Source organism: Natrinema pallidum, from assembly GCF_005890195.1.
Classification (GTDB): domain Archaea; phylum Halobacteriota; class Halobacteria; order Halobacteriales; family Natrialbaceae; genus Natrinema; species Natrinema pallidum.
The window spans coordinates 2,330,336-2,343,420 of record NZ_CP040637.1; the positions used below are offsets into that span (position 1 = coordinate 2,330,336).

At 67.3% G+C, this 13,085-nt stretch carries 10 protein-coding genes and 1 tRNA gene; 2 read left to right on the top strand and 9 right to left on the bottom strand.

The window, feature by feature from the left end:
• Positions 1-127: 127 nt before the first annotated feature.
• The 5 genes from hemA to FGF80_RS11655 are packed head-to-tail and all read right to left on the bottom strand — an operon-like array spanning position 128 to position 6,788.
• Entirely contained in the window at positions 128-1,429 is a 1,302-nt protein-coding gene (hemA, locus tag FGF80_RS11635; RefSeq protein ID WP_138654150.1) for a glutamyl-tRNA reductase, read from the bottom strand.
• A gap of 4 nt (positions 1,430-1,433) precedes the next feature.
• Positions 1,434-2,654 carry a radical SAM/SPASM domain-containing protein gene (locus tag FGF80_RS11640; protein ID WP_138654153.1) on the bottom strand — a complete coding sequence of 407 codons (1,221 nt, stop codon included), beginning with the start codon at positions 2,652-2,654 and terminating at the stop codon, positions 1,434-1,436.
• Positions 2,651-3,790, bottom strand: coding sequence for a YncE family protein (locus tag FGF80_RS11645; RefSeq protein ID WP_138654155.1), 1,140 nt, complete (start codon positions 3,788-3,790; stop codon positions 2,651-2,653). The genes FGF80_RS11640 and FGF80_RS11645 overlap by 4 nt, the downstream gene beginning before the upstream one ends.
• Positions 3,787-4,929, bottom strand: a complete 1,143-nt coding sequence (locus FGF80_RS11650; RefSeq protein WP_138654157.1) for a beta-propeller fold lactonase family protein — start codon at positions 4,927-4,929, stop codon at positions 3,787-3,789. The genes FGF80_RS11645 and FGF80_RS11650 overlap by 4 nt, the downstream gene beginning before the upstream one ends.
• A gap of 26 nt (positions 4,930-4,955) precedes the next feature.
• Positions 4,956-6,788 carry a cytochrome D1 domain-containing protein gene (locus FGF80_RS11655; RefSeq protein ID WP_138654159.1) on the bottom strand — a complete coding sequence of 611 codons (1,833 nt, stop codon included), beginning with the start codon at positions 6,786-6,788 and terminating at the stop codon, positions 4,956-4,958.
• 250 nt (positions 6,789-7,038) lie between these two features.
• On the opposite strand from FGF80_RS11655, the gene FGF80_RS11660 reads away from it, so the two are divergent.
• Positions 7,039-7,473 (top strand): hypothetical protein, encoded by a 435-nt coding sequence (locus FGF80_RS11660; protein WP_006186612.1) that lies wholly within the window; start codon positions 7,039-7,041, stop codon positions 7,471-7,473.
• 125 nt (positions 7,474-7,598) lie between these two features.
• Here FGF80_RS11660 and FGF80_RS11665 read toward each other — a convergent pair.
• Positions 7,599-7,672, bottom strand: a tRNA-Lys gene (locus FGF80_RS11665).
• Positions 7,673-7,836: 164 nt separating this feature from the next.
• On the opposite strand from FGF80_RS11665, the gene FGF80_RS11670 reads away from it, so the two are divergent.
• Positions 7,837-9,297, top strand: a complete 1,461-nt coding sequence (locus tag FGF80_RS11670; protein ID WP_006186608.1) for a DHH family phosphoesterase — start codon at positions 7,837-7,839, stop codon at positions 9,295-9,297.
• A gap of 21 nt (positions 9,298-9,318) precedes the next feature.
• Here the strand turns inward: FGF80_RS11670 and FGF80_RS11675 are convergent, their stop codons facing one another.
• The 3 genes from FGF80_RS11675 to FGF80_RS11685 form a co-directional block, all read right to left on the bottom strand.
• Positions 9,319-9,612, bottom strand: coding sequence for a PRC-barrel domain-containing protein (locus FGF80_RS11675; RefSeq protein WP_006186607.1), 294 nt, complete (start codon positions 9,610-9,612; stop codon positions 9,319-9,321).
• Positions 9,613-9,741: 129 nt separating this feature from the next.
• On the bottom strand, positions 9,742-10,887 hold the full coding sequence (locus FGF80_RS11680) for a phosphotransacetylase family protein (protein ID WP_138654161.1): 1,146 nt from the start codon (positions 10,885-10,887) through the stop codon (positions 9,742-9,744).
• Entirely contained in the window at positions 10,884-12,995 is a 2,112-nt protein-coding gene (locus FGF80_RS11685) for an acetate--CoA ligase family protein (protein WP_006186605.1), read from the bottom strand. Before FGF80_RS11685 ends, FGF80_RS11680 begins: the two co-directional genes overlap by 4 nt.
• Positions 12,996-13,085 lie beyond the last annotated feature (90 nt).

The following is a 13,085-nucleotide window of genomic DNA, read 5'->3' on the forward strand; positions in this document are numbered from 1 at the left end:
GGCCGTACCCACCCTCTCCCGCCGCTCGAGGACGGAGACACGGGCAACGGACGGCGAAACCGACGGCTGCCGGGGCGGACGACACGCGATCGGAGACCGCCGCGTGGCCGGATACCAACGGACGCAGTCACTCCGACCGTTCGCGATCGCCGTCCAGGTCGAACAGCCGGTGGGTGGCGTCGATGACTGCATCGTCGCCGTCGCGCGCGGCCGTCCGGAGGCGTTCGGTCGGCGTGCCGAGGAGCGAGCCGGTCAGCGCGCTGGCGAAGTCCGCCAGGACGATCTCGGGATCGGCCCCGTTTTCGAGTCGGGTACGGGCCTGTTCGAGTTCGCTCTCGCGGATCGCGGCCGCCGCCCGGTGGAGTTCGCGGAGCGTGTCCTCGGCGCGGTTCTCGCGTTCCCGGTCGACGAAGGCCGCGACCGCGTCGGTGACTGCATCCTCGACAGCCGGGACCGCCGCCCGCCGATCCGCCACGGCCGCCTCGATCCGACGCTGGATCACGTCGAGGGCCACGACCGGTACGGCCGATCGCCGAACGGCCTCGGCGACATCGGGCGGGCTCGCCAGGTCCACGACCGGCGTCTCCGGCCCGACTCGCCGCATCGCCTCGGTGGTCACCACCGGGTTCGGCGCGCCCGTCGCCGTCACGATCGCGTCGGCGTCGGCGAGCGCCCGTTCGAGGGCCTCGAGCGGCCAGTCCCGACCGTCGTCAGTCGGCAGCTCCGGGGCGGCCGAGCGGTTGACGGCGTCGACGCGGCAGTCCCAGCGGTGGCCGGCGGCGTTCGCCACCTCGGTCGCCATTTCGCCGGCACCGACGACGACGAGGCGATCGGGGACATCGCCCTCGTCGGCGATGGCCTCGCAGGTCGCGCTCCCGTAGCCGACCGTTCCCTCGGCGATGCCGGTTTCGTCGCGACAGCGCCGTCCCACCGAGACGGCAGCGTCCGCGGCCCGGGTCACCACCCCGCCGGCGAGGTCCGCGTCGAGCGCCGTCTCGAACGCTCGACGGACCTGTCCGAGGACGTGTGCCTCGCCGATGACGGCGCTCTCGAGGCCGCAGGCGACGCGAAACAGGTGGTCGACGACTGCGAGTCCGGTCTCGGTCCACGCGCCGTCGGGATCGCCCAGCACCTCGCGTGCGGCATCGAGCCCCGCGTCCCGGTCCGCCGGCGTGCGCGTGCTGAGATACGCCTCGACGCGGTTGCACGTCGAGAGCACGACCGCCTCGGTAACACGGTCGTGGGCCGCGATCCGCCGGGCGGCGGCGACGGGGTCGTCCGGAGCGACCGCGCCCAGTTCCTCGGTCGATCGGGTCTCGTGGTCGAGCCGATAACACGCGAGTCGGCGGACGCTCTTCGGCACCGCCGCGACCGGCGACGGCCCGGGCTCGGGTCTCGCATCCGGTGGCGCTGCGTCGGGTACGTGCATCGGCCTACTCGAGTGCTGCGGTCGCGTCGACCGGTGGCGCGTGGTCGGTCGGCAGTTCGTCGGTGCTGTACTCGGCCTCGGTGAGGTAACACCGGGGGTCTTCAGCCCAGAGGTCGTCGTGGACCGCCGCGGCGCGGGCCCGGGAGTTCCCGCCACAGACCTCCTTCCAGGGACAGCGACCGCATTTCCCCTTCAGGTGATCGGTCGGTTCGGCCAGTTCGTCCCAGAGGTCGCTGTCAGCGAGGATCTCGTCGAGGCGGCGATCGCGGACGTTCCCGAGCGTGTACTGCGAGAGGAACATGCTCGGGTGGACATCGCCGCGGTGGTCGACATTGACGACCTTGGGACCGGCGTCGCCGTTCTTGACGACGCGACCGGGGCCGTCGTCGAACAGGAGTTTTCGCGCCCGATCCGCGTGGGCCGGCATGTCCTCCCGAATGCGGTGGTAGAGGTAGACCGCGTCCGCGTAGTTGCCGGCGGTCAGGAGCTGCATGTCGGGATGGGTTTCGGCGAGCGTTTTGGTGCGCTCGTAGAGGGAGTCGACGACCGCCCGCGTCCGCTCGACGGAGAGGTCGGCGTCGGTGATGTCCCCGCCGCGACCGGAGTAGATCAGGTGGAAGACGTTCACCCGATCGATCCCCTCCTCGACGGCGAGGTCGATCACATCGGGGACGTCGTCGACGGTCCCCTCGGTCATCGTACACCGAATGCCGGTCCCCATCCCGGCGTCGCGGGCGTTGCGGAGCCCGTTGCGGGCCCGTTCGAAGGCCCCATCGACGCCGCGGAACTCGTCGTTGGTCGCCCCGACGCCGTCCAGCGAGACGCCGACGTACTGCATCCCCGCGTCGGCGACCGCTTGCGCGCGCTCCTCGGTGAGGAACGTACCGTTGCTCGAGGCGATCGGCCGGATTCCCCGCGCAGATGCGTGCCGAGTGAGTTCGGCGATGTCGTCGCGGAAGAACGGCTCGCCCCCGCTGAACACGAGCACCGGGACGTTCACCGCGGCCAGCGAGTCGATGAACGCCTTGGCCTCGGCCGTCGACAGCTCCTCGCTGTCGCGCTCATCGCAGGCCCCGAAGTAGCAGTGTTTGCACCGCAGGTTGCAGGCGGGAGTCGTGTTCCAGACGACCAGCGGGACGAGCGCGTCGCTCGCGCGGCGGTTCTCGTATCGGATCTGTTCCGGTCGGTTGTCGAGGCCTCTGATGAGTCGCGTGAGATCGATCATTGGTCCACCTCCGGGCGGAAGATACCGCTCGGTTTCTCGCCGAGTCCGTCGATTCGGCGGTCGACGGCAACGTCCGCCGGGCGACCGTCGGCGAGCGGTCGCGCGTCCAGTACCGCGATGTCAGTCCGCGTCATGTTCCCGACGTAACACTCCTCCCCGTCGGGGCCGAAGACGACATGGAGCGGTTCCCCGCCGACCTCGACGCGGCCGGCGACCGCGAGGTCGGCCAGGTCCAGGATCGTCACGAACGGCTCCTCGTAGGAGTCGACGATCGCGTAGCGGCCGTCCGGCGTCGTCGCGGCGAAACCGGTCGTCGTCCCGACATCGAGCAGCCGGTCGGTCGGCGAGTCGTCGCCGGCCGCGACCGCCTCGAGGTCGACGACGGCGACGCGGTCGTCCTCGCGGGCCGGAAACAAACCATACCGGTAGTCGGGGCCGTCGGCGACGGCGAACCCGTGGGGGTTCGCCCCTGTCTCGGCGGTACAGCGAACCCGCTCGGCGGCGGGGTCGACGAACGCAGCCGACGCCCCGCCGGCGTGGTTGGCGACCACCAGCCCCTCCGCGAGGACGTACAGGTCGTGTGGCTCCGGCCCGACCGGAATCTCGGCCGCGAGGTCGAGGCCGGGATCGGCACCGAGGACGGCGATCTCGTTTTCGGTCTTCTGGCCCACGTAAAGCCGCTCGTCCGGGCCGATTCGCATGCCGGAACTCCGCGAGAGCGGGCGCGTTCCCGCGGGCTCGAGTCGGCCATCCTCGCCGATCACGAACGCGAGGACGCCCGGCTCCGACGACGCGGGCAGGTCGACTGCGGTCCCGACGAACAGCACGTCGCCGCCCGGGCCGAGCGCGCTCCCGACGGGCATCGTCCCGAGCCGGTCGATGCGCTGGACGGTCTCGAGCGCCTCGAGATCGACCACTTCGAGGTGGGCGCTGGCGATGTACAACAGGTACGCGACCGGTTCGTCGGGGTGGAACACTGCCGTGTGCGGGTATCGGCCCTCCCCGAACTCCGCGACGACCTCGCCCGCGGCGAGATCGACCGCGCTGAAGTGGCTGCTCGCGGCGTTTTTCACGATCGTCGGCGCGCCGGACGAGCGGTCGCTCGCAACGGTGTCGGTCTCAGTCTCTGATGTCATGTGTCTCTCCCTCTATCGGTACGAAAACAGCCCGCAGGGGCGGCTCCCTCGGGTACGTCGATGCTCGTTACGATCGGATCGGGTTCGTCGGCTCGAACGTCGTCGACGTCGATGACGGTGACCGCGTCGGCGTCGACGCTGGGGACGTAACAGACCCCGCCGTCCGCGCTGAACCGTGGATGACGCGGCGTCGCTCCGGTCTCGACCCGTTCGAGGACATCCAGACTCGAGGGGTCGAGGAACGTGACCCGGTCGTCGTCGTACGCGTCGACGGCGAGGACGGCACCGTCCGGGGTAACGTCGGGAAAGGCCGTCGGCGTTCCCAGCGAGACACGGTCGGCGACCGCCCCCTCGCCGTCCCCGCGTCGGACCGCCTCGAGATCGATGACCGTGAGGCCATCACCCGCCGTGTCGCCGACGACCCAGCGGTCGCTGCCCGGCACGGCGGTCCCGCCCCTCGGGTTCGGGGCGGGGACCGTCCCGAGGACCGTCGCCGCGCGCGTATCGACGACGGTCACGCTGTCCCCGTCGGCGTTGTTCACGCCAAGCAGTCCTCGGCTCGATTCGGAGGCCAAGTCCTGCGGACCGGCACCGACCGCGAACCGATCCAGGACGTCGAACGGGGGCGTTCCATCGATCCGGAGCAACTCATCGTCGTCTCGCAGCGCGACCCACACGTCGTTGCCGGCGTCAACGGCGAGGCCGGCGGCCTTCCCGACGGGGCGTCGCGCGATCAGCTCGACCCGCTCGCCGGCCGTCCGAAAGACGGCCAGTCCCGGGCGGTCGTTGCCCGGGAGATCGCCGTAGGTACTGATGAACAGGTACCGCCCCGTTCGGCTCAGCACCGCTCCCACGGGCGCGGTCCCGACCTCATCGACGCGACCCGCGACGGACAGCGTCCAGAGGTCGACGATCTCGAGCGCGTTCGACGCCATGTACGGGACGTACGCCCAGCGGCCGCCGGGACGGACGGCGAGTGCGTGGGGCTGGCGACCGTCGCCGATCCGACCGAGCGGTTCGTGGGCGGCCGCGTCGATCACCGTCAGCCCCGTACCGCGGAGGTGCTTGACGAGTGCGAGCGGTCCCGGTCCTCGTCGCGCCGGTGTCGTCGTCATCGCGTCGGAATGTCTCTCGGGCATGGGCCTGTGGGAGCGATCGACCGCGATCAGTGCCCCTCCGCGCGGACGCCGAGGAACTTGCCGGTCGGTGCGAGCAGGTCTTCGATCTGGGTGAGCAACTCGCCCGTGTTCGGATCGAACACGAGGATCGATTCGTTCTCGCCCTTCCAGACGCTGATATAGACCTTCTCGCCGTCGCGGCTGAACTCCGGATGGATCGCCGCCGCGGCTCCCCACTGGCTACAGTCGATCTCTTGATCGACCTCGAGAGTATCGGGATCGATGGTGTAGACGTAGGCGTCGTCCTCGGTATCGGTGAGGATGACGTCGGCCCAGACGTAGTCGCTGTGCTCGTGTTTCCGGATGAACAGCCCGGAGCCCCTGACATCGATCATTGTCTCCGCCTCCCAGGTCTCCGTGTTCCAGACGCCAACGCTCGACGAACCGGCGTGGGTGGTGAAGGCGAGATCCTCGTCGGGGTACAGCGCGCCCGGACCGGGATGGGGGACCCCGTTCATCGGGATCGCGGCGACGTGGCTGCGCTCCTGCGTGTCGATGATGTCCATCTGGTTGTCCGTCTGCGAGGCGATCATGAAGTAGCGGCCGTCCGCCGTGAAGAAGCCGTCGTGGAGGGTCCGGCCGCACTCGATGGTCGCCACGACCGGGAAGTCCTCTTGGGTATAATCGATGAGCCACACCTCTCCCCCCTCTTTCAGTCCCGCGAGGAACAGCCCCTCCTCGGGGACATCGTACAGCGAGCAGACGCGACTCCCCAGGCTCTCGCCGTCCGGATTGACGGTGTGGGTCGGAATCCGCTTGATCGGCTCCATCGTCTCGGCGTCGCAGATGACCAGATGGTTCGGGTTGTAGAACCCGCCGATCACGTAGTTGCCGTCCCGGGAAACGGCGATGTCCCGGGCGTCCGTCCCGGCGTCGGCGACGGCGACCCGTTCGAAGTCGAACAGGTCGATTTTGTACATCTCACCCTGCCGGGATTGCGTGTACACGTACGCGCCCTCCCGAGTCTGCTCGGGCAGTTCCGGATGAAAGTCGTGGACGTGGATCGCCTTCCCCACGTTCTCGACGCGCTCCATGAGCCGATCGTTGACCGTATCGATCATCGCGACCGAGGCGTTGTTGCGCTCGGTGACGACCATGATGTCCCGCAGGTCGAGGTCGTGTTGGGGCTCTTGAACCAGTTCGCGTTCCTCTTTGAGGATCTCGTGGCGCTCCTTCAGCGTCCCCATGTCGGTGAAGTCCACCTCGTCGACGGACTCGCCCTCCGGGACGACGTACAGTTGGCCGTTCATCTGTGCGTGACCGTCCCCGCAGTAGGCGCTACACTCGAAATCGAACGTCCCCTCCTCGTCGGTGACGAACGTGACCGAATCGATGGGGCCGTCGTCCGTGTTCTCGGGGAGTTCGATGGGGCCGATGTCGTACGGGTCCTCGAGGTAGAACGTATGCATCGTGAACTCCTCGTTCTTCTCGAAGGTCGACTGTGTGAACTCGATCGTGAGTTCCGTGTTCGGCGGGACCCGGATCTCCTGTGGCTGGAACTCGTACTGCTTGGCGGTCAACTGCACTGTTTCGCTCCGTTCGGCCTCCGGCGTTTCCTCGTCGGGCGACTCCTCGTCGTCCGTCGACTCCGGCCCGTCGTCATCATCGTCGCCGGCACAGCCCGCCAGTGCTGCCGACGCCGCCACGACGCCACTGGTCTTGATGAACGTCCGACGGCCCGGACTGGGCAACCCCATCTCGAAGCTGAGTTCGTCGTCGAACTCCAGACGCTCCGCGATCTCCCGCGACGCGCTCAAGTGGCGCTTGATTCGCTCCTCCTGCTCCGCAATCGACTCGGCCGGTGACTCGGGTCGTGACATTGTGGGCACCTCTTCAATCGACCCTCTGGAGCACGCACCTATAACCGGACCACAACGTTTCGAGTTCGTGAGAGATCACGGGAAGATGTTCGTCGCGGGGTTTTTCCGTTCCGCGAACACCTACTCCGGGTGGAAAATTCACCCTCTCAGACCTCAAAAGTCGGTCTCAGATCAGCCACACGCAGCTGCGGTTCCCAGCGCATAGGAGTCGTCGGTACAGCCTTCTATAACTCACCCGATAGTTGGACCTATGTCGCCTGATCACTCGGACTCGAAACTGCGAGGCGATCGGATGACGACCGATTTCTTCGAGGATGTGCTGGCGGAGTATCTCGAGGCCGACCGCATCGACGCGGGCGTCGTCAGACTCCGACTCGATGACGGACGCACCCGCCGGTTTGTCATCGGCGACGAGACCGAGTCGATGGCCCCCTACGAGTACGTCCGTCGCGAACTCGCCGAGGTCAAATCCCTAATCGACGGAAATGAGGACCGCTTCGACCAGCCGGTCGAGTTCTCGGTTCCCGTCCGCGACGCCGAGCGGGTCATTACGGAGGCCGAAGACGAGGGGGCGGTCACGACCTGGATCAAGCCGGAGGGGGTCGGCCTCCTGCTCGAGCACCTTCACGCGATGGCCGACGAAACGGATGTGGACCCGCCCGCGGAGACGAACACGACGGAGTGAGACCGACGGCGAGGCCGGGCGCGATTGTGAGCTCCGCCCAGAAATGCTCGCTTTGCTGTGCCTTTCTGGTCCGGTTCAAATCGCCGTCGCCGCTTCGCTCTGTACGAAACCGGTCGTCGAAAAAGCGGGCCGGGCGCGATTTGAACACGCGACCGTCTGATTAAGAGTCAGACGCTCTGCCGGACTGAGCTACCGGCCCTGTACCTCCGACTTTCCCTCGGTCGTTCAAATACGTTTCCCTTGGCAGCCGCCGTGACAGTAATCCACGCGGGACGGGCATCGCCCTCGAGTCGTGGGGCCGCCGCTCTCATCGCATCGGAGCCTTCGGGAGCGTTAAGTGCGACCGGTCCGACCACTCGGGCAATGAGCACGGGGGTTACGATTTCGTCAATTTCTGACTACGCTATCTTAGGCTGTGGAAGCGTGGGATATGCGGTTGCAGAGGAACTCGTCGAACAGGGTAAAGACGTCTCCATCATCGACCGCGACGACAGCCGCGTCGAATCGCTTCGGGATCAGGATCTGGACGCCAAGACGGCCGACATTCGCGACGCCGAGATCGCCGATCTGGTGGCCGACCGCGATGTCGTCCTCATTCTCGCCTCGAACGTCGAATCGAACAAACGCGCCGTCGGACACATCCGCGAGAGCGGTGCCGACCAGTTCATCGTCGCCCGCGCGAGCGATCCCGTCTCCGGCGACGAACTCTCGGAGCTCGGTGCCGACATCGTCATCAACCCTTCCTCCGTCATCGCCGAATCCGCACTGCGAGCCCTCGAGTCGGGCGAACTCGAGTACAACGCCGGCAAACTCGCCGATCTGGTCGAGGAGACGGCGACGCGGCTGGCGATCATCACCCAGGACAGCCCCGATCCGGACTCGATCGCCAGCGCGGCGGCACTGCAGGCGATCGCGACACACCTCGGCGTCGAATCCGACATCATCTATCTCGGCGATGTCGGCCACCAGGAGAACCGGGCGTTCGTCAACCTGCTCGGCATCGATCTCGTCCAGTGGGACGAGGTCGAGGACCACTCCGTCTACGATACCGTTGCCCTGGTCGATCACGCGACCTCGGGCGAGATGGAACTCCCGGTCGACATCGTGATCGATCATCACGAAACGGAGACCGAGGAGGGGGTCGAACCCGAGTTCGTCGACATCCGGCCGAACATGTCCTCGACGTCGACGATCATGACGAAGTACATTCAGGAATTCGACATGAACGTCTCCGAGGAGGTCGCGACCGCCTTGCTCTACGGCATCCGCGCGGAGACCCTGGATTTCAAACGCGACACGACTCCCGCCGACCTGACCGCCGCCGCCTATCTCTACCCCTTCGCCAACCACGATACCCTCGAGCAGGTCGAATCGCCGTCGATGTCCCCCGAAACCCTCGACGTGCTCGCGGAGGCGATTACGAATCGGGACGTCCAGGGGAGCCATCTCGTCTCCAACGCCGGCTTCGTCCGCGACCGTGAGGCGCTGACCCAGGCCGCAAGCCACCTCCTGAACCTCGAGGGCGTCACCACGACCGCGGTGTTCGGAATCGCCGACGAGACGATCTTCCTCGCCGGCAGGTCGAAGGACATTCGCATCAATATCGGGAAAGTGCTGGCCGACGCCTACGGCGAGATCGGCGAGACGGCCGGCCACTCGACCCAGGCCAGCGCGGAGATCCCGCTGGGTATTTTCACCGGGATCGAGATTTCGGAGGATACGCGGGACACGTTGCTCGAACTGACCGAAGAAGCGGTCAAGCGGACGTTGTTCGACGCGATGGGCGTCGAGGGAAGCAGCAGCGAAAGCTCGAACGGGAGCTAAATCGCGAATTCGGGGCCGCAATCAGGCCAGCAGTTCGTCCTCTTCCTCGTCGGGATCGCGGACGCGCTCGACCACGTCGTTGATGAGAATGACGTCGCCGACGGCGCGGACCCAGCGGTAGGGCACGATGATACCCTGTCCGCTGCGGGCTTCCTCCGCGAACAGTTCGCCGTTCAACTTCGCCAGCGCCAGGCCGGTGACGGCTTCGCCGTCGACGTTCAGTCGAAGGTCCTCGACTTCGCCGACGAAGACGCCGTTGTTGGAGTACACCTCGCGGCCGACGAGAGACGTGATTTCTTGGGGAATGTCGTCCATAACTGGCCTCATGCGTGGCGGACTCTTAACTTTTGGTCAGACACGACAGTCAGCGGCGCGAAGACGACGCGGCCGACTCGCCCGAGGGGCGGCCCGGACCGGGTCGCGTCCCGGCTCGGGACGCGAGCCCTACTCGAGAATCGAGTCGACGGCCGCGTGATCGGACAGCAGCCGTTCCATCCGGTCGACGGTCTCGGCGTCCCGTGTGCGCCCGCTGCGAACGATATCCTCGGCGCGCTCGACGGTCGTGAGCGTGTCCGTCTGGACCGACAGGATCGGCACGTCTTTCTCGCTGGCCTGCCCGAGGATCGCTCCCGACGGCCGGTGGCCGCCGGTGAGGATGAGACAGCGAATGCCGGGGGCCTCGAGCGCGGCAGTGTGGATCTCGGCACGGTCGCCGCCGGTGATGACGGCGGCGTCTTTCGTCCGCCGGAAGTGCCGGAGGGCGCTGTCGGGCCCCATCGCGCCGACGGTAAACCGTTCGACGTAGTTGTCCTGTCCATCGTCGACGAGCGTCGAGGCACCGAGTTCGTCGGCGAGTTCGGCGACCGTCACGCCGGACAGCTCCCGCTCGCTCGGGAGCACGCCGTAGACCGGGATGTCCCGGCCCTCGAGGAACGGGACGATGTCCGTCTCGAGGCTGTCGTAGACCGCGTCGGGAACGTCGTTGAAGACGACACCGGCGAGGCGGTCGCCGAACGTCTCGGCGGCGGCGACGATGTCGTCGATGTCCGATGGCATCTCGTAGGGCGCGACCAGCAGGACGCGCGCGTCCAACAGATTCGCGATGTCGGCGTCGGCGAGGTCGACGATCCCGCCAATGTCGTACCGGCCGCCGCCCTCGACGAACAGCCGGTCGTGATCCGCCGCGAGCGTCTCGAACGCCTCGCGGACCCGGTCGCGGAGTTCGGCCGGGTCCTCGCGGCCGCGGATCGCCTGCTCGACGAACGTCGGCGAGTAGACCACCGGCTCGAGGTCGTGCATTTCGGCGTCGAGGTCGAGCAGTTCCCGAGCGAGCAGCGGGTCCTCGTCCAGGGTCTTCCCGACGTTGCTCTGCAGTCGGGTGCCTTTCGGTTTCATGTAGCCGACGCGCTCGCCGTCGGCGGCCGCGAGGCGGGCGAGCGCCAGCGTAATGGCCGTCTTGCCGGTGCTCTCCTCGAGCGAGCTAACGAGCAGCGTCTCGGAGTCACCGCTGGCGGCGACGGGATCGCTGTCGGCGGTGTCGGTACTGGGTTCGGCGTCCGTGGAGTCGGGTTCTGAGTCGGTGTCGGTCATGGTTCCTCCGTGTCGAGTTCGTCCGGATCGACGGTGAGTCGCAGGTCGATCGCCTGTACGCCATCGGGGCCCGCCACGAGCGGGTTGATATCGAGTTCGAGGATCGACGGGAAGTCAGTCACCAGCTGTGAGAGTCGCTGGATCGTTTCGACGACGCCGTCGACATCCGCGGGTTCGCGGCCGCGAGCACCGCGCAACAGCGGGGCGGCCTGGATCTCGTCGACCATCTCGCGAGCCGTTCCCTCGTCGACCGGGGCCACGCGAACCGAGGTGTCCTCGAGTATTTCGACGAAGATGCCGCCGAGGCCGAACAGCAAGAGCGGGCCGAACTGCGGGTCGCGGTTCATCCCGACGATGGTCTCGGTCGACGCCTCGAGGTCGAGCAGTTCCTGTACCTGGACGCCGGTAATCGTCGCATCGGGCTGGTAGTTGCGCGCTCGAGCGACGATATCCTCGTAGGCGTCGTAGACGTCGGCCGCGGCCACGCCGACTTTGACGCCACCGATGTCCGACTTGTGGGTGATGTCGGGACTGACGATCTTCATGACGACATCGCCGTCGATGCTCTCGGCGACCTCGCGCGCGCGGTCGGGATCGTCGACGATCTCCCCCTGTGGGGTCGGGATGCCGTAGGCCTCGAGCAGGTCCATCGATTCGACCCCGAGTCGGTTGTCGTTCCGTCGTCGCGCGCGCTCGAGCACCTCGCGAGCGCGCTCGCGGTCGACGTCGAACGTCCGAGGGTCGGCGACCGTCCGCTCGCTGCTGTCCCGGTACCGGGCGAGCGCGTCGAGCCCCGAGACGGCCCGCGAGGGATCGAAGTAGTTCGGAATGCCGGACTCCCGGAGCGTCGTCTCCGCGTCGCGAGCGCGTTTCCCGCCCATCAGGCAGGTGACGACCGGCGTATCGTGCGCCTCGACGTTCTCGATCACCGTCTCGGCGAGGTCGTCGTAGGGCAGTACCGCGGTCGGGGCGGCGACGACGACCGCGCTGCCGACGTTCGGGTCTTCGAGTGCGATCTCGAGGGCCTCGCCGAAGCGCTCGATGTCGGCGTCGCCGATCGCGTCGATCGGGTTGTAGACGTTGGCCTCGTCGGGCATCGCCGCAGCGAGTCGGTCGATCGTCTCGTCTGCGAAACTGGCCATCTCGAGGGTCGAATCGCCGACGGCGTCGGTCGTGAGCACGCCGGGACCGCCGGCGTTGGTCACGACGGCGACGCCGTCCGACTCGGGTTCCGGTAGACCGGCCAACGCCCGCGCGTAGTCGAACAATTCCTGCACCGAGCGGGCGCGAAGCACGCCGGCCTGCTCAAGTCCCGCCTCGTACGCCCGTTCGCTGCCGGCGATCGCGCCGGTATGTGAGGACGCGGCCTGGGCACCGGCGTCCGTACGGCCGGACTTGACGAGGACGATCGGCGTCTCCGCCGTCACCTCGCGAGCGGCCTCGATGAACCCCTGTCCGTCGTCGATGTCCTCGAGGTAGCCGATGATGACATCGGTCTCGGGATCGTCGCCCCACTCCCGGACGAAGTCCGTCTCGTCGAGGACCGTCTTGTTGCCGAGCGAGACCACGTCCTGAAAGCCGATCCCCTGTTCGTTGGCCCAGTCCAGTACGGCGGTGATGAACGCGCCGGATTGGCTCATAAAGGAGATCGAACCCGAACGGGCGTCCTCGGGGCCGAACGTGGCGTTCATGCCCGTCGGCGTCGACATGATCCCGAGGCTGTTCGGGCCGACGACGTTGAGGTCGTTTTCGGTGGCGATCTCGCGCAGTTGCCGTTCGCGCTCGGCACCGTCCCCGCCCGTCTCGGCAAAGCCGGCGGTGATGACGACGATGTCGTCGGTGCCCGCCGCGGCGAGTTCGCGGATCGAGTCGAGTACGATATCGGGCGGTACGACGACCACCGCCAGATCGATCGGCGGCGCGTGCTGCACATCCTCGTAACACTCGAGCCCGAGCACCTCGTCGCGCGAGGGGTTGATCGGGACGACCTCGCCGTCGAACCCCGCCTGGAGGTTTTCGAGGATCGCCCGTCCGACTGCGCCCTCGCGGTCGGTCGCACCGACCACGGCGACGGTCTCGGGATCGAAGAGTGTGGATAACCGTCCCATCGGGCTATAGTTGATCGAGTAGGCTGTTAAGGATGTACCATGTTCCCGCCGTCGGGGAAACCGAATCGGGGTTCACGTGACCGCCGACGG